The organism is Neptunomonas sp. (assembly GCF_016744175.1).
GTDB lineage: Bacteria > Pseudomonadota > Gammaproteobacteria > Pseudomonadales > Balneatricaceae > Neptunomonas.
Window position 1 is genome coordinate 68936 of the sequence record NZ_JADGEV010000006.1, and the last position, 22488, is coordinate 91423.

22 protein-coding genes are annotated in these 22488 nt (G+C 43.8%); 8 read left to right on the plus strand and 14 right to left on the minus strand.

Translation table 11 applies throughout. From position 1 onward, the window contains the following. Positions 1-198 precede the first annotated feature (198 nt). The 3 genes from QZZ55_RS04045 to QZZ55_RS04055 form a co-directional block, all read right to left on the minus strand. Positions 199-747, minus strand: a complete 549-nt coding sequence (locus tag QZZ55_RS04045; RefSeq protein ID WP_293265575.1) for a YggT family protein — start codon at positions 745-747, stop codon at positions 199-201. A gap of 153 nt (positions 748-900) precedes the next feature. Further along, positions 901-1728 (minus strand): pyrroline-5-carboxylate reductase, encoded by an 828-nt coding sequence (proC, locus tag QZZ55_RS04050; RefSeq protein WP_293265577.1) that lies wholly within the window; start codon positions 1726-1728, stop codon positions 901-903. An 18-nt stretch (positions 1729-1746) separates the two neighbouring features. Beyond that, positions 1747-2454 carry a YggS family pyridoxal phosphate-dependent enzyme gene (locus QZZ55_RS04055; protein ID WP_293265579.1) on the minus strand — a complete coding sequence of 236 codons (708 nt, stop codon included), beginning with the start codon at positions 2452-2454 and terminating at the stop codon, positions 1747-1749. An 87-nt stretch (positions 2455-2541) separates the two neighbouring features. On the opposite strand from QZZ55_RS04055, the gene QZZ55_RS04060 reads away from it, so the two are divergent. Further along, positions 2542-3576, plus strand: coding sequence for a type IV pilus twitching motility protein PilT (locus QZZ55_RS04060; RefSeq protein ID WP_293265581.1), 1035 nt, complete (start codon positions 2542-2544; stop codon positions 3574-3576). Between the two features lie 58 nt (positions 3577-3634). Then, entirely contained in the window at positions 3635-4801 is a 1167-nt protein-coding gene (locus tag QZZ55_RS04065) for a PilT/PilU family type 4a pilus ATPase (protein WP_293265583.1), read from the plus strand. Positions 4802-4859: 58 nt separating this feature from the next. Here QZZ55_RS04065 and QZZ55_RS04070 read toward each other — a convergent pair whose 3' ends face one another. The 10 genes from QZZ55_RS04070 to metK all read right to left on the minus strand — a co-directional run bounded on the left by QZZ55_RS04070 (position 4860) and on the right by metK (position 14959). Then, on the minus strand, positions 4860-6131 hold the full coding sequence (locus QZZ55_RS04070; RefSeq protein ID WP_293265584.1) for a dihydroorotase: 1272 nt from the start codon (positions 6129-6131) through the stop codon (positions 4860-4862). A 4-nt stretch (positions 6132-6135) separates the two neighbouring features. Beyond that, positions 6136-7134, minus strand: coding sequence for an aspartate carbamoyltransferase catalytic subunit (locus QZZ55_RS04075; protein WP_293265585.1), 999 nt, complete (start codon positions 7132-7134; stop codon positions 6136-6138). Positions 7135-7146: 12 nt separating this feature from the next. After that, the gene (gene pyrR, locus QZZ55_RS04080) at positions 7147-7662 is read right to left on the minus strand and encodes a bifunctional pyr operon transcriptional regulator/uracil phosphoribosyltransferase PyrR (RefSeq protein ID WP_293265586.1); all 516 of its coding nucleotides are present in this window, start codon (positions 7660-7662) and stop codon (positions 7147-7149) included. After that, on the minus strand, positions 7662-8120 hold the full coding sequence (ruvX, locus tag QZZ55_RS04085) for a Holliday junction resolvase RuvX (protein WP_293265588.1): 459 nt from the start codon (positions 8118-8120) through the stop codon (positions 7662-7664). The genes pyrR and ruvX overlap by 1 nt, the downstream gene beginning before the upstream one ends. A 12-nt stretch (positions 8121-8132) precedes the next feature. Further along, positions 8133-8699 (minus strand): YqgE/AlgH family protein, encoded by a 567-nt coding sequence (locus QZZ55_RS04090; protein ID WP_293265590.1) that lies wholly within the window; start codon positions 8697-8699, stop codon positions 8133-8135. Positions 8700-8737: 38 nt separating this feature from the next. Next, entirely contained in the window at positions 8738-9697 is a 960-nt protein-coding gene (locus QZZ55_RS04095; protein WP_293265592.1) for an energy transducer TonB, read from the minus strand. Beyond that, positions 9697-10650 (minus strand): glutathione synthase, encoded by a 954-nt coding sequence (gshB, locus tag QZZ55_RS04100; RefSeq protein WP_293265594.1) that lies wholly within the window; start codon positions 10648-10650, stop codon positions 9697-9699. The genes QZZ55_RS04095 and gshB overlap by 1 nt, the downstream gene beginning before the upstream one ends. Before the next feature lie 58 nt (positions 10651-10708). Beyond that, positions 10709-11437: a 16S rRNA (uracil(1498)-N(3))-methyltransferase gene (locus tag QZZ55_RS04105; RefSeq protein WP_293265596.1), complete on the minus strand. Its 729-nt coding sequence runs from the start codon at positions 11435-11437 to the stop codon at positions 10709-10711. A gap of 52 nt (positions 11438-11489) precedes the next feature. Beyond that, positions 11490-13607 (minus strand): EAL domain-containing protein, encoded by a 2118-nt coding sequence (locus QZZ55_RS04110; protein ID WP_293265598.1) that lies wholly within the window; start codon positions 13605-13607, stop codon positions 11490-11492. 161 nt (positions 13608-13768) lie between these two features. Continuing rightward, a complete protein-coding gene (gene metK, locus QZZ55_RS04115) occupies positions 13769-14959 on the minus strand; it encodes a methionine adenosyltransferase (protein WP_293265600.1) in 1191 nt (396 codons plus the stop codon). 346 nt (positions 14960-15305) lie between these two features. On the opposite strand from metK, the gene tkt reads away from it, so the two are divergent. From tkt to QZZ55_RS04145, 6 genes are all read left to right on the plus strand, one after another. Beyond that, entirely contained in the window at positions 15306-17300 is a 1995-nt protein-coding gene (tkt, locus tag QZZ55_RS04120; RefSeq protein WP_293265602.1) for a transketolase, read from the plus strand. A 60-nt stretch (positions 17301-17360) separates the two neighbouring features. Further along, on the plus strand, positions 17361-18392 hold the full coding sequence (locus QZZ55_RS04125; RefSeq protein ID WP_293265604.1) for a glyceraldehyde 3-phosphate dehydrogenase NAD-binding domain-containing protein: 1032 nt from the start codon (positions 17361-17363) through the stop codon (positions 18390-18392). Positions 18393-18490: 98 nt separating this feature from the next. After that, positions 18491-19657: a phosphoglycerate kinase gene (locus QZZ55_RS04130; RefSeq protein WP_293265606.1), complete on the plus strand. Its 1167-nt coding sequence runs from the start codon at positions 18491-18493 to the stop codon at positions 19655-19657. 69 nt (positions 19658-19726) lie between these two features. After that, the gene (gene fba / locus QZZ55_RS04135) at positions 19727-20791 is read left to right on the plus strand and encodes a class II fructose-bisphosphate aldolase (RefSeq protein ID WP_293265608.1); all 1065 of its coding nucleotides are present in this window, start codon (positions 19727-19729) and stop codon (positions 20789-20791) included. Between the two features lie 89 nt (positions 20792-20880). After that, on the plus strand, positions 20881-21492 hold the full coding sequence (locus tag QZZ55_RS04140) for a MarC family protein (protein ID WP_293265610.1): 612 nt from the start codon (positions 20881-20883) through the stop codon (positions 21490-21492). A gap of 97 nt (positions 21493-21589) precedes the next feature. Then, the gene (locus QZZ55_RS04145) at positions 21590-22012 is read left to right on the plus strand and encodes a YidB family protein (RefSeq protein ID WP_293265612.1); all 423 of its coding nucleotides are present in this window, start codon (positions 21590-21592) and stop codon (positions 22010-22012) included. 105 nt (positions 22013-22117) lie between these two features. Here QZZ55_RS04145 and QZZ55_RS04150 read toward each other — a convergent pair whose 3' ends face one another. After that, entirely contained in the window at positions 22118-22474 is a 357-nt protein-coding gene (locus tag QZZ55_RS04150; RefSeq protein ID WP_293265614.1) for a RidA family protein, read from the minus strand. Between the last annotated feature and the right edge of the window lie 14 nt (positions 22475-22488).

Below are 22488 nucleotides of genomic sequence, written 5' to 3' on the forward strand. Positions count from 1 at the left end.
GTTGCGGAAAGAGTATTTTCTGTTGAGTAAATTCATGTGGGTTCAATGTCGAGGAGCTCCGGTAATTTACACGGACAGGTAATCCGGATCACTTTTCACGGCCTAATTCGCCACTGGTTATCGTATTTGATGACTTGCTGGCCTCAAATGCTTTAACCAGTGACGTTAATAAATGTGTATTAGTTTTCTTTTCAGTCTTTACATCACCAAGCGAGATAATTGAGATTGGATAATTTGTATCGCTAAAAAAATCAGAATAGGAGATAAATCTAAACCACCTAATGGAGGAATAACTTTTTGTGCTAACTTAAATAATGGTTCGGTTATCTGGCCAATAAGCTGCGGAGCTGGATGGAAGCTGCCAGGTGCGACCCAGCTAATAATGATAGAGCCAATCACAGCATAAAAATAAATATCAAGCACGCTATTTACTAAACCAACAATAGCAACAATAAGGAGCTGGACTAAGTCCACTTGAATGTTCGCTTTTGACATCATGATTAAGACGGCAAACATCCCAAGCTTTATGAGTAACGCAACGACTATGGGTGAAAGGTCCATACGACCCGCTTTTGGGAGAATCTTTTGCAACGGTAAAAGTATGGGTTGTGTTAAGCGTACAATTGATTGAGATATAGGGTTGTAATAGTCTGCTCGCGCTAGTTGCAATAAAAAGCGCATAAGAAGAATAAAGATAAATAGCTCACCAAGTGTTCTGATGATGAGTGTAATCGGATCTTGTTCCATGGTTGGATCAGTTCCTAATCAAGTAGTAGTTTTTGAAAGTATAGTATTTTTCATAAGATGAATGAACCACTAAACCATGCTATTAATTAGACTTATAAAAAGTAGTACTAAACATGCAAAGCGCCACTCATTGGCATGGTTTATATCTGTGCTTCAATCGTCTCCTAGTTCTTTAGCCATCTGAGTAGACCTTGCAGCGCATGCTTGCATTGCTTGATCAACCAATGTGTCCATATGATTGGCTTGAAAAGAGAGGATCGCTTGCTCCGTTGTGCCATTAGGTGACGTTACTCGGCGCCGCAACTCAGCGGGTTCTACATCGCTGAGGAGTGCCATCTCTGCTGCCCCGCGAGCTGTTTGTAATGTGAGCTGAGTAGCCATGGCTTTGCTTAATCCTTGTTTTTCTCCAGCCAATATCATTGCTTCCATAAAGAGAAAGTAATAAGCCGGCCCTGAACCGGAAACAGCGGTAACGGCATGTAACAACTCTTCTTGCTCAACCCATAAGGTTAGTCCTGTTGTTGATAATACGTCTTCCGTCTGGCTTCGTTGTGCTTGGCTAACTCTGTTGTTTGCATATAGACCATGTGCGCCCATTTTAACGAGCGCGGGAGTATTAGGCATACAACGAACGATTGCCTGGTTACCGCCAAGCCATTGATTAATGCTGTTTGAAGTAATACCGGCAGCAACAGATATAAAAAGGGGATTGCTTTTAAGAGGTGAAAGAGTAAGGGACTGTAATACTGTTTTTAGCATTTGTGGTTTAACAGCGAGCACAACAATGTCTGCAGACTGTATAACTTCGTCATTATCAGCGGTAACAAACACTCCTTGTGAAGCCAAATCGGCTAGGCGACTGACGGTAGGTGAGCTTGCACGAATGTTCTCAGCAGGGAAACCGTTATTAATTAAGCCACCAATGATAGCGCGTGCCATATTTCCAGCGCCGATAAAAGCAAGTGTAGGATGTTGACTCAAAATGAATACCTGCAGAGTTTAATTAGAGTTCTTTGTCTTAGTGTAATGGCGTGGGCCAAATAAAGCCGTACCAATGCGCACCATAGTAGCACCTTCGCGTATAGCAATCTGCATGTCGCCAGACATCCCCATAGAGAGAGTGTCAAATTTTGGATATTGTTTTTGTAGCTTGATATACATGGCCTGCATTGCTGCTAATGCTGCCTGTTGGGCGAGGGTGTCATCTGTCGCAGCGGGTATTGCCATAAGGCCGCGCACGTTTAAGTTAGGGAGTGTGTCTATTTGGTTCAGCAAGGCTTCAGCCTCAGTGGGTAAACATCCTGATTTACTTTCTTCGCCGCTGATATTTATTTGTAAACATATATTTAGAGAAGGTAGTGATTGAGGTCGCTGTTCTGATAATCTTTGAGCTACTTTTAGACGATCTACGCTATGCACCCAGTCAAAATTTTCTGCGATTGACCGGGTTTTGTTTGATTGAATAGGACCAATGAAGTGCCAGGTGATCGCTAGATCATCTAGTGCAAACATTTTATCTAAAGACTCTTGGAGATAATTTTCACCAAAGTGTTTTTGGCCGTGTAGATATAACTCGCGTAGTTCATCTGCTGTCCGTGTTTTGCTAACGGCTAACAAAGTTATGTCGACAGGTCGTCGATGTGCATCTAGTGCCGCTTGGTTAATGAGCGTGCCAACACTTTTTAAGTTCTCTGCTATGCTAGTCATATGGTTATTGATAGTTCTTCAAAATTAGAAATATGGGTCTATTTTGAAGTAACTGGTGAATTTAAGTAAGCCCTGAGTGGACACATTATGGATATTACAGAACTTCTCTCTTTTTCAGTTCAGCAGGGAGCTTCCGATCTACATATAACGGCAGGTATGCCTCCGGTTATTCGTGTGGACGGTGATGTACGACGAATTAAGTTACCCGCGTTAGAGCAAAAGCAGGTTCAGACGCTGATTTATGACATCATGAACGATAAAATCCGTAAAGACTTTGAGGATAGGTTTGAGGCGGATTTTTCATTTGAAGTGCCTGGTCTCGCACGTTTTCGTGTCAATGCATTTAACCAAAATCGAGGTGCTGCGGCAGTTTTTCGTACCATTCCTAGTAAAGTACTCACCATGGATGACTTGGGGATGGGGAAAGTATTCCAAGATTTATCTCTGATGGCACGAGGGCTAGTTCTGGTAACAGGTCCTACAGGCTCTGGTAAAAGTACAACGTTGGCCGCGATGGTTGATTATGTGAATGAGGTACGCTCTGATCATATCTTGACTATAGAAGACCCTATTGAGTTTGTTCATGAAAGTAAAAAGTGCTTAGTTAACCAGCGTGAAGTTCATAGAGACACGCAAAGCTTTGCGAATGCGTTAAGATCGGCATTACGTGAAGACCCCGATATTATTCTCGTTGGTGAAATGCGAGATTTAGAAACTATCCGTTTAGCATTAACGGCTGCGGAAACGGGGCATCTAGTATTTGGTACGTTGCATACAACCTCGGCAGCAAAAACAATTGACCGTATTATTGATGTCTTTCCAGCAGCGGAAAAAGATATGGTGCGTTCTATGTTGTCTGAATCATTGCAGGGTGTTATATCTCAAACATTATTGAAAAAAGTAAATGGTGGCCGTGTTGCGGCACATGAGATTATGATGGGTACGCCGGCTGTCCGAAATCTGATTCGCGAAGATAAAGTAGCTCAGATGTACTCTGCGATTCAAACAGGGGCCTCTCATGGTATGAAAACATTAGACCAATCCCTGAAAGAACTTGTTCAGAAAGGTCTAATATCTCGAGAAACGGCCCGTGATAAAGCTAAAAACCCACAGGGCTTCTAAGATCGCGTATTTGTTTTAGTAGTGCGACTATAGTTTCGTTAATAAGGAGAGTTACAGCGTGGAGTTTACTCAGCTTCTTAAAGTGATGATTGAACGTGGAGCGTCAGATCTATTTGTATCGGCAGGTGCTCGTCCTAGTATTAAAGTTGATGGGACGTTGAAACCCCTAACGAAAGACCCGCTGAAACCATCTCAGGCGCGTTCGTTAGTATACTCGACGATGACAGATAAGCAGATATCAGAGTATGAAGGTTCGCATGAGTGTAACTTTGCTATTAGTGCTCCGGGTTTGGGGCGTTTTCGTGTAAGTGCTTACTTTCAGCGCAACACCCCAGGCATGGTGCTTCGGCGTATTAATGCAACTATTCCTGGTTTTGAAGAGCTGAACCTTCCTCCAGTAATGAAAGATCTTTCCATGTCTAAGCGCGGTTTGATTTTATTTGTAGGTGGCACATCAACAGGTAAATCAACATCGTTGGCGTCTATGATAGATTATCGTAATCGACATAGCCGTGGGCACATTATTACGATTGAAGACCCGATCGAGTACATACATGAGCACAAAGAAAGTATTGTTACTCAGCGAGAAGTAGGAATAGATACCGATTCTTTTGAAGTAGCACTACGAAATACTCTACGACAGGCACCTGATGTTATTCTTATGGGTGAGATTCGTACTCAAGAATTGATGAAATATGGACTGGCGTTCGCAGAAACAGGGCATCTTTGTATGGCAACGTTACATGCCAACAATGCTAACCAAGCTCTTGATAGAGTCGTAAGTTTTTTCCCACCAGAGCATCATGATCAGCTTTGGATGGAGTTGTCTTTAAACTTAAAAGCTATTGTAGCTCAGCAATTACTGCCGACTAAGGACGGGAAAGGGCGTCGTGCAGCAATTGAAGTCATGATTTGTACGCCGCTGATTCAAGACTTGATTCGCAAAGGTGATATTCATGAAATCAAGGAAGTCATGAAAAAATCAACAAATTTGGGGATGCAAACATTTGATCAAGCACTGTTTGAGCTTTATAAAGAAGGTGCCGTTAATTATGATACTGCACTGGCTCATGCCGACTCTGCGAATGATCTGCGTTTAATGATTAAATTAAGTTCGGATACAAATCCTGAGTTAAGTGCACAAGACAGCTCAGACTCATTATTTTTACAGGAAGAAGAAGACTTTTTGAATCTTTCAGGTGAAATGGAAATTAGGAAGATGTGATCTTTTTTTGTTTTTAAAACCGAACCGCAAGCAAAACGGTTCGGTTTTTTTATGTTTGCTATTCTTGGTATATCAGTTTTCCCTTCATTAATGTATGCGTCACTTTCCCTTTAAGAGGGATATTTTTAAATGGGGAGTTCTTCCCTGCGGAAACGAAGTTTTCATCTGTTAACTGCCATTGGCGCTCAGGGTCGAAAATACAAATGTCTGCTTCACTTTCTATTCCTAGTGACCCTTTGTTTAGGTTGAGGATGGCCGCTGGAGCAGAAGTCATTTTTTCAATTAGTTGCGGTAAGGAAATGAGCTCTTGTTCTACTAGCATTAATCCTAAAGGGAGCAGTGTCTCAAGACCTGAAATACCCGGATCAGTTGCTGCAAATGGTGCTTGCTTTGCTGCAGCATCATGAGGTTGATGATCAGAGCAAATGGCTTGAATACCATCAGTGACCAAGCCGTGCCTTAATCCTGCACGATCGAGAGGGCTTCTCAGTGGTGGTATGACATGGAACATGCTGTTGAAACCGTTTACATTTTGATCAGTCAGCAGTAAATGGTGTATGGAAACATCAGCCGTTACGTTGAGACCGCGTTTGCGGGCATCTGTAACCATTCTGACGGAGCGCTCAGCTGACAGTTGGCCAAAGTGTGCGCGCACACCTGTTTGTTCGACAAGCAGCAAGCAGCGGGCTACTTCAATCGTTTCTGCAGTCTCTGGAATGCCGGTTAGCCCTAATCGTGTGCAGGTTGTGTCATCGTGCATGCTCCCATCGCCAGTTAACTCATGATTTTGAGGCTGAAAAATAACTAGAAAATCATGAGTTGCAGCATATTCGAGGCAACGTAACAGGACAAGCGAGCTTGGAATGCTTTCCCGGGCGTTACTGAATGCGACGCATCCAGATCGACTGAGGGCATGCATTGGGGCTAGTTGTTCTCCTTGAAGTCCTTGTGTTAGTGCCCCAATCGGTAATACGCTGGCTAGCCCAGTTGCTTGTGCTCTGTCTATAATCATTTCTGCAACGGCAGGGTTGTCAACCACAGGTTTGGTTGTTGGTGGGGTAATCATTGTTGTTATGCCACCAGCCGCAGCCGCAGCCGATTCACTGGCAATGGTGGCTTTTTGCGTATACCCCGGTTCTCTAACATGTGCACACATGTCAATCAGTCCGGGAATGATAACTTGATGTGTAGCATCGATAATCTTGGAGGCTGTGAAGCCTTCGGGGGCGTGCCCAATTGAAATAACTTTCCCGTCTTTTATGTACAGGTCGCAGATTTCATCTAGTTCATTTTTAGGGTCTATCAGACGCCCGTTTTTTATGACAAGCATGTGGTTATGCCTCCGCCTTCAAATTTTTCTCAGTCATTTGGCCTGACATCGACATTGACATGACTGCCATTCTCACCGCAATGCCGTTGGTTACCTGATCAAGGATTAATGATTGAGGGCCATCAGCAACCGCTGATTCTATTTCTACACCTCGATTGATAGGTCCGGGATGCATAACAACCGCATTGGGCTTGGCATGTTGTAGCTTTTCATTAGTGAGGCCGAAGAGTTTATAAAACTCAGACTCACTCGGGAGTAAGGCGCTTTGCATGCGTTCCTTTTGTAAACGAAGCATGATAACGACGTCAGCATCTTTGAGGCCTGACTCCATATGTGTGAAGACCTTAACGCCTAGTGCTTCGATATTGCGAGGAAGTAATGTTGTTGGAGCTATAACGCGTATTTCCGCAGCACCAAGGGTACGTAGTGCGTGAATTTGTGAACGCGCGACTCTTGAATGCAAAATATCACCCACGATTGCTACTACTAAAGGTGAGAAGTCACCTTTATGACGCTTTATGGTGAGCATATCTAACATAGCTTGTGTCGGATGAGCATGACGACCATCGCCTGCATTAATAACAGCAACATTGGGCGTCACATGTTCAGCAATGAAGTGTGTTGCTCCGCTGTCTGAATGGCGCACTACAAACATATCTGAGTGCATTGCTTCTAATGTTTGTAATGTGTCTTTGAGTGTTTCACCTTTTGATGTAGATGAGGTGCTGATATTTAAGTTAAGTACGTCTGCCGATAGGCGTTTAGCGGCCAGTTCAAAAGTGCTTAATGTCCGGGTGCTGGATTCAAAGAATAAATTCACGACTGTCTTGCCGCGCAGTAAAGGGACTTTTTTAACTTGTTGTGCGCTCATATCTACAAATGAGTCTGCAGTATCAATTATTTCTGTCAGGAGCTCTCTAGTCAGGCCTTCGGTAGTTATAAAGTGTTTGAGCTGACCTTGGCTGTTTAGCTGAATACTATTAGGGTCTGTTGTTTCAAACATGTCTTGCTCCAGCTAGTGTTGATCTTTTTGACTGATTTCCAGTTCCAGAGGATTGGGGCCAGTTAGTTTAACTTGTTGATTCGGGCCAAGAGATAGGGTTCCGCCGTACACATCTGCTTGAATGGGTAGCTGTCTGCGCTGTAAATCCAATAATGTGACGAGTGTAACTGAAGATGGGCGGCCGTAATCAAATAACTCATTGAGTGCTGCACGAATCGTACGGCCGCTCATAATAACGTCATCAACCAGTACAATGTCGCGCCCTTCGGTAGCAAAAGGGATTTGAGACGCCTGCACTTTGGGGTGTAATCCAATTTGAGAAAAATCATCGCGATAAAAAGAAATATCTAACGTACCAATAGGGCTTTCTAATCCGAGTTCTGTATGTAGACGTTCTGCTATCCATATTCCGCCTGTGCGGATGCCTATGATGAGAGGTTCCGATATTTGGCGATGGATTAAGAGTGTTTTAAGCTCTGATACCATTTTTTCAAGCAATGATTCAACACTCAATGTTCCCTGTACCATTAAAGGTCCTCCAGTCGTGTGTGGCTTGGAATACGTAATGTGCTTCCAAACCAGCTTTCTAGAATTATTTGTGCAGCGATACCGTCTACTGATTCTTTACGAAAATTAGTGCCGCCGCCTTGAGAGAAGTGAATCTCTTTTGCTTCAGCGGTTGAAAGGCGTTCATCTATGAGATAACAAGGAAGTTGGTAGCGATCTTGAATACGATTCGCAAAGCGGCGTGCTCTGCGTGACATTTCACTGATAGTGCCGTCCATGTTTAAGGGGATGCCCACAACCAGTATCGAAGGCTGCCATTCTTTTACGGTTTTATCCAGTGCGGGCCAGTCAGGGGTGCCGTCACGTGCGAGAATGGGAGTTAATGCTAAGGTTGTTGCAGTAATGGGTTGGCCTGTGGCTATTCCTATTCGGCGTGTTCCGAAATCAAATGCGAGCACTTGCTGGCTAGGTAATGTCATAATTCTCTTGGTTTAAGCATGCCCGATGTGGGAAGTCATTAGATTCAAATTTACCCCCATGATAGTGGCAGCGGCTTGTAGCCTATCTTCAGCGGGTTCGTGAAACATTATATCTGAATTTGCGGGGCAGCTTAACCAAACATTGTCAGTTATTTCCTGTTCTAGCTGGCCCGGCCCCCAGCCAGTGTACCCTAGTGCAATAAGTGCCTCGGCACAGTTGCTTAAGGCGATCGCCTCGAGAATATCCATTGAGGTTGTTAGAAATAGATTGTCCGTTACCGCATGAGTGGACAGCCAAGGGTTACCTAAGTAGCTTTTGTGCAATACAAACCCTCTGTCACTTTGTACAGGGCCTCCAGAGTGAACCTGGATCGCTCCGGCAAAGCTGCTGCTAGGTAAGTCAAGGTGGGACAACATTTTATCAAGGTGAAAATTAAGAGGGCGATTGACCATGAGCCCCATGGCGCCGTATTCACTATGGTCACAAATGTAAATAATTGTTTGCGCAAAAGTGTCATCCTCAAGGTGAGGCATGGAGATTAAAAAGTGGTCGCGCAAACAGGTTTGAGTATTAAGCATGATAAAACCACATATAATGAAAAACGGACTCCTAAGGTTTAGTACAGTTGTGTGGTTTTCTCAAACTTCCAGCTACGAATGATTTCAAGAACATCTGTATTTTTTCTCATCTCAGCACTGAACGGTTGAAATGGGGAGGCAAGTCGAACAATGCGTATTGCTGCATCATCAAGTGTTTTGCTGCCTGAAGATTGCGTTATTTCGATGCTTTTCAAACCGCCATCAGGGAGAATGGCGACTAACACACGTAATGATCCATATAGTTTTTTGCGGCGTGCTTCCTCAGGGTAATTCATATTGCCGACCATCTCGATACGGCGACGCCAGTTGTCTAGATAGACTGCATCTTCGTGTATGCTTGTTGATACAGAGGATAAGCGGCGAGTTTTAGGGCGTCTGGCAAGTTGCTCTTGCTGCATTTTAATCTGAGCTTGAAGGTTAGCAATTTCTAGACTTTTTGCGAGTAAAGAAGTGGATTGGCCTGTTCTTGCTTGTGATGTTGTTGGTTTGCTTTTTCGTGGCGCTGCGGATGTTTTTTTTGTTTTTTCTTTCTTAGTAGTGATTACCTGACGTTTCTTTTTGGCTGCTTGGTTGGCATTGCCTTTATCAGTGCTGGGTTTTGCTTGATTGGAAACGGCGGATGGCGCGGGCACTGGCTTATTTGTAGATTCAACAGGGCGAGCGGATTGGTTGCGAATCTTATTATCTTGGAATGTTGAGCGTTCGGTTGTTGAGGGTAAGCGTTTTTCTTCAACAGTTCCGCTGGCTAATTGATTAGCTTGAGCTAAGAAATCAGCCTTTTCTGACGGCTTTTCAACAGCATATTGAGCTAATGTGATCTCCAGGGTTTGTACTGGAGGCGTTGACGGTAGACTAATAAAAGAGCTGGCCAAAATAAGTACGGCGTGCAAAGCAGTCGCCATGAATAGCGTAAATCCGAAACGATCAGTAACACTGACCGTTGTATTTGAAGATATATTTTGGGTAGCTCCAAGCACTATGAGTTTTTCCGCTTCTCTTCAATGGCATTCATTAATTGCATTCCAATATCGAGACCAAATTGATTGTCTAGCTCGCGGATACATGTGGGGCTTGTGACGTTGATTTCAGTCAGGTAGTCACCAATGACATCTAAGCCGACAAACAATAACCCTTTCTCTTTGAGTGTAGAGCTTACCTGGTCGCAGATCCAGCGATCGCGGTCGGTTAATGGGCGGCCTTCCCCTTTTCCGCCAGCAGCAAGGTTTCCTCGAGTTTCGCCTGCCATGGGTACGCGAGCGAGTGCATAGGGTACTGCTTCACCATCTATCATTAAAATACGCTTATCCCCGTTTACTATTTCTGGGAGATACTTCTGCGCCATAATGGTTTGTTTGCCATGGTCTGTCAGTGTTTCAATAATGACACCTAGGTTGACACCATCCTCTTTAATTCTAAAAATTGATGCTCCGCCCATTCCGTCTAATGGTTTGAAAATAACATCTTGGTGTTCAGCGTGAAAAGCTCGGAGTAACGCTTCATCTTGTGTCACCAGAAGAGGAGGGCAGCATTCTGGAAAGTGAGTCGCGAAAAGTTTTTCGTTAAAATCGCGTAAGCTTTGAGTGCGATTAACAATCATAGTCCCTTCGGCTTCCGCTATTGCTAGGAGTTGCGTGGTATAGAGAAACTCGTTATCAAATGGAGGATCTTTACGCATTAAAATCACATCGAGAGAAGAAAGGTCTTCGCATTGGTAGTCACCACGAGTGAAAAATGCTTCAGGGTCCATCGCAACACTCAAAGGAGCCATGTTGGCTTTAGCTTTTCCGTCGCGTAGGAATAGGTGCTTTTGTTCCATGTACCATAGCTCCCATCCCTTTTGCTGTGCTGCCCATAACATGGCAAGAGAACTATCTTTTTTGTAGTTAATCCCATCAATAGGGTCCATCACAATACCGACTTTTAATGTCATTCTCTGCTGTCCTCTAGGCTGTTTGCCTGATGAGTTTAATCTAAATAGGGGGAGTAGCCTAACTTAGGTCGCCCCATAAATACTGTAATATAGCTTGTGCTGCAACGGGTGCCGTTTCTGTGCGCATCACTCTAGGGCCAAAGGCTACGGGTTTAAAGCCTGCCGCAAGAGCTGCATTAACTTCGGCTTCACTGAGTCCGCCCTCAGGACCAATAAGCAATGCTATGGACGAAGGGCGAGAGATCTCATTGAGGGGGTGCTCTGTATGATGGTGTAATACTAATTTCAAGTCGGCTTTAACCGTGCTTAGCCATTCTTGTAGTGGTTGGATAGGCGCTATGCAAGGAAGTTCATTTCTAAGTGATTGTTCGCATGCGCTATTAGCTACTTGTTGCCAATGTTTGTTGCGTTTATCTTGGCGCTCGGTATTTAAACGAACTTCGCAGCGTTCAGTAAACAATGGAGTCATACAAGACATTCCTAGCTCCGTTGCTTTTTGGATCGCATAGTCCATTCTTTCACCACGAGATATAGCTTGGCCTATATGAATCTGTAATGAGCTAGATCTTGATTGCACGTGCTCACTAATTATTTTTACTTCAACGTGTCGTTTGTCTACCCGTTCAAGAGAGCAAAGGAATTCACTACCTTGTCCATTAAATAAGGTGATTTCCTCGCCAGTCTTCATGCGTAATACGCGTGACACATGTTGGGTTGTTGCTTCGCTTAATAAGCAGGTTTGTCCTGTGTATAGTTCAGAAGGCTCATAGAATCTTGGTGTGCGCATGCTGCTCAGGTCCAACATTAAAAAGACGTATTATGCCATTGTTCACCTAGGGTCAGTCTACTTCTATAATAACATTTTGATTGTCTAGTAATGCGATGAATTTTTCGTTCTTTAAAGGTCTGCTTAATAAAAATCCTTGTGCTATATCACAATTGATTGAACGTAATATATTCAACTGCTCTGCTGTTTCAACGCCTTCAGCTACGACTTTTACATTGAGTCCTTGGGCCATGTGGATGATGGCTTCGACAATTTTTTTGTCGCCCTTGCTATTTTCTAAATCTTGAATGAATGATTGGTCAATTTTCACTTTGTTAATTTGTAAATTGCGTATACGGCTAAGTGAGGAGTAGCCTGTGCCAAAATCGTCGATGGATATGCTGATGCCCATTTTCTGAACCGTACGAATTTTTTCTTGAAGGGTTTCTATTGAAGCAATTAATACACCTTCTGTGAGTTCTAATTCTAATGTTTCCAGAGGTATATCATATTCGTTAGTTGCTTCATGAATAAGCTGTTGTAAATCGCTGCGCATGAATGTTAAACCGGAAAGGTTTACGGCCAATTGTGGGATATCAAAGCCAGATTGCCTCCATTGTTTTATTTGTCTGGCTGCCGCCTTCAAAACCCAATTGTCTAAGCGAGTCACTAAACCGCTCTGCTCTGCAAAGACTACAAATGTAGCGGGTGAAATGAATCCGCGTTCAGGATGCTCCCAGCGCAATAATACTTCTGCAGAAATAATCTTATTTGTACGTAAGTCGTGTAGAGGTTGGAATACTAAGTAAAACTGGTCCTCTTCTAATGCTTGTTGGATATCTTTCCAAAGAACTAATCGCTCATCCAGTGCAAATGTTTTTAGTTGATTGAAAAACATATAATCAAGCTCCAGGCGACGAGCTTCGCTGATTGCTTCTTCCGCATGACTTAATAATGTAAGTTCTTGGTCTCCATCAGTGGGTGCAATGCTAACGCCTACGCGTGATTGAAAAGACAGTTGCTGGCCTTCAATTTGAGCAGGAAGCATTATCTCTGTTTGTATTGTATTGATGAGAATGTTTATTTCGCGTAGATCTGAAAGTTCAGGGCGAATTACTGTGATAATGTCGTCGCTATAGCGTGCTAGTACATCATCGTCGTTGAGCGTTTTTTTGATGCGATTAGATATATTTATAAGAATTAAGTTGCAGTAGTCTGTTCCCCATTGAGCCAAAATATCTCGTAGTAGCGGGAGTTTTATAGCAAGTATTGCGCACTTTTTGTTGCTAGGGAGAATGGCCAATATACGAGTGAGTTCATCTTCAAGCGCTTTGCGGGACAATAGCTGGGTAACAGGGTCGTAATTAGCCAGATGTTGAGCTTGAATATTTGCTTGTTTAAGGTCTTCATTCTCAATAGTTTGTTGGCGAAAATGTACAAGTGCTGCGGCTATGCTTCCAATTTCATCTTTACGATCATTGTCGGTTATTTCTTCAGTGATATGGCCTGAGGAGAGTCGTTCTATTTGGTCGACAAGCCTCGCTGTGGGAGCGGTAATGCTGCTGGCGATGCGTCCTGAAATTAAATAGGCTAATAGACCGGCAAAAGTTGCTAATAAAATGAATGTTATATGGCGAGAAAAGTAAGTGTGCTCAATATCCTTAGTGTAAATTCCTGATCCTACTATGAGGTCTGTTCCAGGGATCAGTTTTGCATAGCTTATTTTTTCAGTGGGTATGGTTTCACCAGGCTTTGGCCAATAGTAAGAGGTAAAAACTTCTCCTTTTTTACGAATACCCTGCAGCATAGGTCGTATGATGTAATTGCCATTGTTGTCTTGTAATTGACTGATGTCTCGTCCATTTATGTTTGGCAGGATGGGGTGGGCAATATTAACGCCGGATAGATTAGTAATGAAAATATAGTTTTTGTTGTAACGAAGGTTTTGCACGAGCTGTTTGGCAAAAATCATTTTTTCTTCTTCAGAAAGTGAGTGGTTATCTGAAGAGAGAACTGGCTTTAGCTGGCTAATGGCACTGTCGACAACGCTTTTAAGAGTGTTTTTTCGAGACTCTATTAGATCATCATGTGAATATTTGAGCGAAAGAAGAGATACCGCTGTGATACTGAGCATTGTCAGTGCTACTAAAATATAAAGCTTCCAGCGTATGCTGATATCTTGTAAACGCATTGACGCTAAGACCTCCATGCCTATCTTGAGAGCAACGACAGTATTAAAAGACTGTTAGTTAATATAAGAGTCTTAGACAGAAAGTTGGAAATTGCCAGTTTTTGGCAAAGGTAGATGCAAAAAAAGGCGCTTATGCGCCTTTTTAAAATGCAATGTATGGTTTAAATGCCAGCGTCAGCTTTTAGTGCTTCAATTTTGTCTGTGCGCTCCCACGTAAATGCCGTAAAGGTGTCATCTTTCACGGTCATTTCATGAGGTAGGCGTCCAAAGTGTCCGTAAGCCGCTGTTGCCTGATACATAGGATGTAAAAGGTCTAGCATACGAGTGATTGCGTGTGGGCGTAGGTCGAAATGACGATTGATAAGTCCGATAATTTTCTCATCAGAAATTTTGCCAGTTCCAAAGGTGTTGATAGAAACTGAAGTAGGTTCAGCAACACCGATTGCATATGATACTTGGATCTCACAACGATCAGCTAATCCAGCGGCAACGATATTTTTAGCAACATAGCGGCCAGCATAAGCCGCAGAGCGATCTACTTTTGATGGGTCTTTGCCTGAGAACGCCCCGCCTCCGTGACGTGCCATGCCGCCGTAAGTATCCACAATGATCTTACGACCAGTCAGACCGCAATCTCCTACAGGCCCGCCGGTAACAAATGAACCCGTAGGGTTGATGTGAAACTTGGTCTCTTTTGTGAGCCATTCTGCCGGTAATACGTGTTTGATGATCAGTTCCATTACCGCTTCGCGTAAATCGGATTGAGAAACATCAGCATTATGCTGTGTTGATAACACGACAGCATCTATACCTGATGGTTTTCCATCTTTATAGCGGAATGTCACTTGTGATTTTGCATCTGGGCGCAACCAAGGTAACAAACCCGATTTGCGAACTTCAGCTTGACGCTCTACTAAACGGTGAGCGTAAGTGATGGGTGCCGGCATGAGTACATCGGTTTCGTTCGATGCATAGCCAAACATTAAGCCCTGGTCGCCTGCGCCTTGGTCTTCCGGTTTAGCTCGATCTACTCCCTGAGCAATTTCATGTGCTTGTTTACCGATAATGTTGATCACACCGCATGTCGCACCATCATAACCAACATCTGACGAGGTGTAACCGATATCGCAGATGACGTTACGTACGATATCTTCAAGATCGACCCAAGCGGATGTTGTTATTTCTCCTGAAACAATTGCTACACCTGTTTTAACTAGTGTCTCGCAGGCAACACGCGCATATTTATCTTCACTAATAATGGCGTCAAGAACGGCGTCTGAAATTTGGTCAGCAATTTTGTCTGGGTGGCCTTCAGATACGGATTCAGAAGTAAATAGGTTATATTCGCTCATCGCGTGTTTGTATCCTCAATTAAAGCTTTGTAGAGCTCATTTTAATTAAAGCGAGCCATGTCTAGTAGAACGATTTCTTATAGATCTATGGAATTCAGAGCGTGTCTGAAAGGTCACGAAACGTCTCTGGTTTAGAAGTCATTATCGTATTTTAGCTTTGTTGGACGTTGATTGCATGAAAATAGGCTTGGTTTTTCATGAAAATTTCATGAATTAACATGAAAATTCTTCAGTTTTCGTCGAAATTGGGTTTAACCGTTGAAGCGAAGGCGTATCTGCGAGAAAATTGCGGCCTGTTTTTATACTTCGCTTCACTAAATTGGGAAAAATCCCAGGAGTTGATTGAATGTCCTCTCGTAGAGAACTGGCCAATGCTATTCGCGCTTTAAGTATGGATGCTGTTCAAAAAGCAAAATCGGGCCACCCTGGTGCGCCAATGGGTATGGCTGATATTGCCGAAGTTCTTTGGAACGATTTTATGCAGCATAACCCTGCTAACCCGCAATGGTTTGATCGTGATCGTTTCGTACTGTCTAACGGCCATGGGTCTATGTTGATCTACTCTTTGTTGCATTTGACTGGTTATGATGTGTCAATTGATGACATCAAAAACTTCCGTCAGCTTCATTCTAAAACAGCAGGCCATCCAGAATACGGCTACTGCCCAGGTGTAGAGACAACAACCGGCCCTTTAGGGCAGGGTGTTTCTAATGCAGTGGGCTTTGCTACGGCTGAAAAAATCTTGGCGGCACAGTTTAACCGTGAAGGTCACGAAATTATTGATCACAACACCTATGCGTTTATGGGTGATGGTTGCATGATGGAAGGTATTTCTCATGAGGCGTGCTCACTTGCAGGCACATTAGGTTTGGGTAAGTTGATTGTCTTTTGGGATGACAACGGTATCTCTATCGACGGTGAAGTTGAAGGTTGGTACACAGACGACAACGTTAAGCGTTTTGAAGCATACGGATGGCAAGTTATTCCGGGTGTTGATGGGCATGATGCTGATCAGATCCGCAGTGCTATCACAAGCGCTAAAGAAGAAACGGATCGTCCAACATTGATCTGCTGCAAAACAACGATCGGTTTTGGCTCTCCGAATAAAGAAGGCAAGGAAGACTGCCATGGTGCGCCTTTGGGTGATGATGAAATCGCATTAACACGCGAACGTCTGAACTGGCCTCATGCTGCATTTGAAGTACCAGAAGATATTTATGCAGACTGGGACGCAAAAGACGCAGGTGTGCGTACTGAGAATGACTGGAACACACGCTTTGCTGCTTATAATGCGGCTTTCCCTGAGTTGGCTGCTGACTTATTGCGTCGTATTTCTGGCGACTTGCCAGCAGATTTCTCTGATAAAGCTGACGCGTGGATCGCTGAAATCGCTGCTAAAGGCGAAACGATTGCATCGCGTAAAGCGTCGCAAAATTCGTTGAATGCATACGGCCCATTATTACCAGAATTGCTTGGTGGGTCTGCTGATTTAGCAGGTTCAAACCTGACACTGTGGTCGGGAGCCAAAGGCATTAGTAAAGATGACGCGTCTGGTAACTACTTGTATTACGGCGTACGTGAATTTGGTATGTCTGCAATGATGAATGGTCTGGCGTTACATGGTGGCTTTATTCCATACGGAGCAACTTTCTTGGTGTTCATGGAATATGCTCGTAATGCGTTGCGTATGGCGGCACTGATGAAGCAGCGAGTCATCCATGTTTATACGCATGACTCAATTGGTTTGGGTGAAGATGGACCTACTCATCAACCCGTTGAACAGGTTTCTAACCTACGTCATACACCGAATATGAGCTGCTGGCGTCCAGGTGATGCAGTTGAATCTGCCGTCGCTTGGAAAGCAGCACTTGAGCGTACCGATGGCCCTACTGCTATGGTGTTCTCTCGTCAGAACCTTCCTCATCAGCAACGTACTCCAGAACAGATTGCTAACATTGCTCGTGGAGGGTATATCCTGCGTGATACTGATGGGCAGCCTGATGCAATCTTGATTGCTACGGGTTCTGAACTAGGGCTAGCAATGGATGCTGCACAAGCGCTAACGGCTGAAGGCAAGAAAGTGCGCGTAGTTTCTATGCCAGAAACGGGTGTCTTTGACCGTCAGGATGCTGCATACCGTGAATCAGTACTACCTGCTGCTGTAACGGCACGAGTTGCTGTTGAAGCGTTGCAAGCGGACTTCTGGTACAAGTATGTTGGCTTAAATGGCGGGATTGTGGGTATGACTACCTTTGGTGAGTCTGCTCCTGCTGGCGATCTGTTTAAGCACTTTGGATTTACTGTTGATAACGTTGTAGCAACGGTAAAATCAGTACTGTAAAAAGCGGTAAGCCGGGCACTTGTCCGGCTTTGTTTTTCTCTGAATATATAAGCGAGTTAGATGAGCTTTCGAATTGCGATTAATGGCTACGGTCGAATCGGGCAGTGTGTCCTGCGAGCAATCTATGAAAATGGATTACAGCAGCAGCTGCAGGTGGTTGCTTTAAATGAGCTCTCCGATATAGAAACCGTTACATACCTGACTCGCTATGACACAACACATGGTCGTTTCCCTCTTCCCGTAGAGCATGATGGCGAAAACCTGATCATTGCTAATGATCGTATTAAAGTCATTAATCAATCAGAACCTTCGCGGCTTCCTTGGGATGAGATGGGAATCGATCTTGTGATCGAATGCTCAGGCTCTTTTAGTGACCGAGGAACAGCCGAGAAGCACTTGCAGTCAGGTGCCAAAAGGCTGCTCTTTTCTCAGCCTGCAATGCCTGATGTAGATGCAACCATTGTTTATGGTTTGAATCACCAACTTCTTATGCCCGATATGACAGTGGTATCTGCTGCGTCTTGCACCACCAATTGTGTCATTCCGGTACTGGACTTGTTGGATAAGGAGTTAGGTATTGTTTGTGGGGTCACTACAACAATCCACTCTGCGATGAATGATCAACCAGTCATTGATAGCTATCATCAAACGGACTTGCGCCTGACCAGAAGCGCTATGCAATCGATTATTCCAGTAGATACGGGTTTAGGTAAGGGAATAGATCGTTTGCTGCCTCAGTTAGCAGGGCGTTTTGAGTGTCTACATCTGAGAGTTCCGACTATTAACGTATCTGTTATGGATATGAGTATTAATGTGTCTAAGCCAACCTCTACTGATGAGGTGAATCAGATATTTAAAAATGCAGCGGCTCAGCATTTAAAAGGTTTGTTAGGTTATACCGAAGAGCCACATGCTTCTGTCGATTTTAATCGCGACCCTCGCTCCGCTATTGTTGATGGTACGCAAACGCGAGTGAGTGGTGACAAGATGATCAAATTACTTTGCTGGTTTGATAACGAGTGGGGGTTTGCGAATCGTATGTTAGATATTGCTCAAGATTGGCTGTATCTATCGGGAAAGGATGTGCGTTAACTAAATGTAAGCACTGTTTTCCAATGCAAAGACTGTACAAAATATAGAGTAAATTTTTTGAATTAAACCATTAGCTAAATAGTCAGTAGGACACGATCATGAGTGTATTGAAGATGACGGATCTGGGTTTGAACGGTAAGCGCGTACTTATCCGTGAAGATCTCAATGTTCCTGTTAAGGATGGACAAGTAACCTCAGATGCCCGTATTCGTGCGTCATTGCCAACTATTGAGTTTGCATTGAAGGCAGGCGCTAAAGTAATGGTGATGTCTCATTTAGGGCGCCCTACTGAAGGTGAATATGACGAGAAATATTCGCTAGCCCCTGTTGCTGAGCATCTTAGTAAGCTTTTATCACGACCAGTCCCCTTAGTTAAAGATTGGTTGGATGGCAGCTTTGAAGTGGCTGAAGGCGAGTTAGTGTTGTTGGAAAATGTACGCTTCAATGCCGGTGAGAAGAAAGATAATGAATCGTTGTCACAAAAAATGGCGGCGTTGTGTGACATCTATGTGATGGATGCATTTGGCACAGCGCATCGGGCCCAAGCTTCTACACATGGTGTTGCGCGCTTTGCTGAAGTGGCATGTGCAGGTCCGTTGTTGGCTAACGAGTTAGATGCGTTGGGTAAAGCGCTGAAACAGCCTAAGCCTCCATTGGTAGCTATTGTGGGCGGGTCTAAAGTATCAACGAAGTTGGAAGTATTAAATTCACTGTCTGATAAAGTTGATCAGCTTATTGTGGGCGGCGGTATTGCTAATACTTTCTTAGCTGCAGCGGGTAAGCCGGTCGGTAAGTCATTGTGTGAACATGACTTAATTCCAGTCGCTCAAGAGCTAATGAAAAAAGTAAAAATCCCGCTGCCAATAGATGTTGTAGTGGCAACGGAATTTTCTGAAACAGCAACAGCAACAGTAAAGTCTGTCGATGATGTGGCGGAAGATGACATGATTCTGGATATCGGTCCTGCTTCTGCAAAAGCACTTGCGAGTATGCTTAAAGATGCGGGTACTATTATTTGGAATGGCCCTGTTGGTGTGTTTGAGTTTGATCAGTTTGCCGGTGGCACGAAAACATTATCGTTAGCCATTGCTGAAAGTGCAGGATTCTCTATAGCAGGGGGTGGAGATACACTGGCTGCTGTAGATAAATATGAGATTGCTGATAAAGTATCCTATATCTCAACGGGTGGAGGCGCTTTCCTTGAATTTGTAGAAGGAAAAGTACTACCCGCAGTCGCAATTTTGGAAACACGTGCAGCACAGTAACGCGCTTTGCTTATTTTGTATCTTTTTATAGCTAAGCTGAAAATAATTTAAAGAAATAGGTGAAACACAATGGCTTTAATATCAATGCGTCAGCTGCTAGACCATGCAGCTGAATATGGTTACGGAATCCCTGCATTCAATGTGAATAACTTGGAGCAGATGCGTGCCATCATGGAAGCGGCAGATAAAACTAACTCTCCAGTGATTGTGCAGGCTTCTGCTGGCGCTCGTAAATATGCAGGCTCTAACTTCCTGCGTCATATGATTTTGGCGTCTATCGCTGAGTTTCCACACATTCCTGTTTGTATGCATCAGGATCACGGTACTTCTCCTGATATTTGTCAGCGTTCTATCGCTATGGGCTTCTCGTCAGTAATGATGGATGGCTCGTTAATGAGTGATGGAAAAACACCATCAAGCTATGAGTACAACGTTGATGTTACGCGTCGTACTGTTGAAATGGCTCACGCATGTGGTGTGTCTGTTGAAGGCGAGCTGGGTTGCTTGGGGTCATTAGAAACAGGGCAAGCGGGTGAAGAAGATGGCGTTGGTGCTGAAGGTACACTTTCAATGGACCAGATGTTAACTGATCCTGATGAAGCGGCTGACTTTGTAAGCAAAACGAATGTTGATGCCCTAGCAATTGCTTGTGGTACTTCACATGGCGCTTATAAATTCACGCGTCCGCCAACTGACGATATTTTGGCAATTGATCGTATTAAAGCAATTCATCAGCGCATTCCGGGTACGCATTTAGTTATGCATGGTTCTTCTTCTGTACCACAGGAGTGGTTGGCTGTGATTAATGAGTTTGGTGGTGAAATGCCTGAAACTTACGGTGTTCCAGTTGAGCAGATCGTTGAAGGTATCAAGTACGGCGTACGTAAAATCAATATTGATACGGACTTACGTTTGGCTTCTACGGGGGCTATTCGTCGTTTCTTAGCTGAAAATCCATCTGAGTTTGACCCACGTAAATACTTGAAGAAAACAATTGAAGCGATGAGTGATATCTCTGCCGCTCGATATGAGGCTTTTGGTGCGGCAGGCCAAGCGTCCAAAATCAATGCAATATCGCTGGAAAATATGGCGGATGCATATGAGGCTGGTAAGCTGGATGCGAAAATCGCTTAAAGCGATGTGTCTGTGAAAAAGCCGCCTTCATAGGCGGCTTTTTTGTATATATTGATTGTACGAAATAAATATATTGAGAATACTCTGATATGGCTTTAATTCTTTCTACTTGGGTAAAGTTTGCTTTTTTGTTTGCACCCTTTTTTGTTGTCTCAATGTTTCTGGCATTGACGCGTACTGATTCAGTGGTAGATAGGCGATCTATTGCAAATAGGGCAGTCTTTGCTGCGTTGTGTATAAGTCTTGTGCTGTTTTTCTTTGGTTCTGCTTTGTTTGCATTGCTAGGAATAACACTGGATTCATTTCGTATTGGTGCGGGGATTCTGCTGTTTTTATCTGCTATTAGTTTGGTCAGAGATGGTGTTAGAGCCAATGCTGAGGTGCCTAGCGAACAACGAGAAGATGTATCCGTTGTCCCGTTGGCTATCCCAACAATTATCGGTCCAGCGACTATCGGTACGATTTTGGTATACGGTGCGGAATTGCATGGGCTTGATATTGCCTATGGTTTAATTGGTTTAGTGTTAGCCTTAGTTAGTCTGTTGGTTTGCCTTCACCTTTCGACCTGGATGGAGAGAATATTAGGTAAAACTGGGCTCAATGTATTGAGTAAGGTGACAGGGTTGATACTTGCAGCAATGGCTTCTCAAATTGTTCTAACAGGCATTCATGGATTTCTTCAGTCTGCGGGTGTGTCATAAGGTTAACATGCTATTCATGTTAGTAAGCGTAGCGTATTAAGTATTAATCAGGCACCTATGTGGCACCTGCAATCACCGATAAAGAGGAGATACACCGATGGACTTATTAAAAATTGCAGCTGATTTGTTTCTGAATAAATTAGGCACTTCTGCTGAGGGCGTTGATTCTAATCAACTTACTAGTGCCTTAGGGTCGTTATTAGGTGGTGCGGATGGTCAGATTGATCTTAGTGATCTTATCTCGAAAGTTAGCAGTGGTGGTTTAGCTTCGTTGGCGCAATCATGGTTAGGTGATGGGGCAAATGATGGTTTTTCTGTAGATCAAGTTATGTCGGTTCTAGGGCAGTCTCAGGTTAATGAGTTCTCCTCTTCTTTGGGTTTGGATGAAGGGACTGCTTCGAATGCGCTATCGGACATGATTCCTGAACTAATAGACCAAAATAGCTCGGCAGGCGGTTTGTTAGAGGCTGTTGGTGGTGTAAGCGGATTGGCAGGTATGGCATCCAAATTTTTTAAATAAACATCACTGAAGTCTGCCATAAGCGGCTACTAATTTTTGCTCGTGACTAAAAGCAGACTCATATATGAGTCTGCTTTTTTACGGGATGTACGAACTTATTTTTCTTTATTGTTGCGGGATGGCAGCAACGATAGAAACCTCTACTAATAATTCAGCTCGCGCCATTCGTGCTTCAACACATGCTCTTGCAGGTGCATGGCCTTCAGGAACCCAAGCGTCCCAAACTTCATTCATTGCAGCGAAATCTTTCATATCACGTATGAACAGTGTTGCCGACAGAATATTTTTGTTATTACTCCCTGCCTGCTCTAGTAAAGCGTCAACCTTGGCAAGCATGGTACGAGTCTGTTCTTGGATATCAGTATTAGCATCGGCGGCAACCTGGCCACATAAGTAAACGGTATCGTTATGGATAACAATACGACTGATACGTTTTTGGGTTTCAAGGCGAGTAATGCTCATGTCTTTTCCTGTCG

Coding starts and splice junctions, on each gene's coding strand:
- QZZ55_RS04055 (WP_293265579.1), bottom strand. CDS start 2,454: ATGACTAGCATAGCAGAGAACTTAAAAAGTGTTGGCACGCTCATTAAC.
- QZZ55_RS04090 (WP_293265590.1), bottom strand. CDS start 8,699: ATGCTTAATACTCAAACCTGTTTGCGCGACCACTTTTTAATCTCCATG.
- gshB (WP_293265594.1), bottom strand. CDS start 10,650: ATGACATTAAAAGTCGGTATTGTGATGGACCCTATTGATGGGATTAAC.
- QZZ55_RS04045 (WP_293265575.1), bottom strand. CDS start 747: ATGGAACAAGATCCGATTACACTCATCATCAGAACACTTGGTGAGCTA.
- ruvX (WP_293265588.1), bottom strand. CDS start 8,120: ATGACATTACCTAGCCAGCAAGTGCTCGCATTTGATTTCGGAACACGC.
- QZZ55_RS04130 (WP_293265606.1), top strand. CDS start 18,491: ATGAGTGTATTGAAGATGACGGATCTGGGTTTGAACGGTAAGCGCGTA.
- QZZ55_RS04110 (WP_293265598.1), bottom strand. CDS start 13,607: ATGCGTTTACAAGATATCAGCATACGCTGGAAGCTTTATATTTTAGTA.
- pyrR (WP_293265586.1), bottom strand. CDS start 7,662: ATGGTACAGGGAACATTGAGTGTTGAATCATTGCTTGAAAAAATGGTA.
- QZZ55_RS04145 (WP_293265612.1), top strand. CDS start 21,590: ATGGACTTATTAAAAATTGCAGCTGATTTGTTTCTGAATAAATTAGGC.
- QZZ55_RS04075 (WP_293265585.1), bottom strand. CDS start 7,134: ATGTTTGAAACAACAGACCCTAATAGTATTCAGCTAAACAGCCAAGGT.
- QZZ55_RS04150 (WP_293265614.1), bottom strand. CDS start 22,474: ATGAGCATTACTCGCCTTGAAACCCAAAAACGTATCAGTCGTATTGTT.
- metK (WP_293265600.1), bottom strand. CDS start 14,959: ATGAGCGAATATAACCTATTTACTTCTGAATCCGTATCTGAAGGCCAC.
- QZZ55_RS04105 (WP_293265596.1), bottom strand. CDS start 11,437: ATGCGCACACCAAGATTCTATGAGCCTTCTGAACTATACACAGGACAA.
- QZZ55_RS04140 (WP_293265610.1), top strand. CDS start 20,881: ATGGCTTTAATTCTTTCTACTTGGGTAAAGTTTGCTTTTTTGTTTGCA.
- tkt (WP_293265602.1), top strand. CDS start 15,306: ATGTCCTCTCGTAGAGAACTGGCCAATGCTATTCGCGCTTTAAGTATG.
- QZZ55_RS04070 (WP_293265584.1), bottom strand. CDS start 6,131: ATGCTTGTCATAAAAAACGGGCGTCTGATAGACCCTAAAAATGAACTA.
- fba (WP_293265608.1), top strand. CDS start 19,727: ATGGCTTTAATATCAATGCGTCAGCTGCTAGACCATGCAGCTGAATAT.
- QZZ55_RS04060 (WP_293265581.1), top strand. CDS start 2,542: ATGGATATTACAGAACTTCTCTCTTTTTCAGTTCAGCAGGGAGCTTCC.
- QZZ55_RS04125 (WP_293265604.1), top strand. CDS start 17,361: ATGAGCTTTCGAATTGCGATTAATGGCTACGGTCGAATCGGGCAGTGT.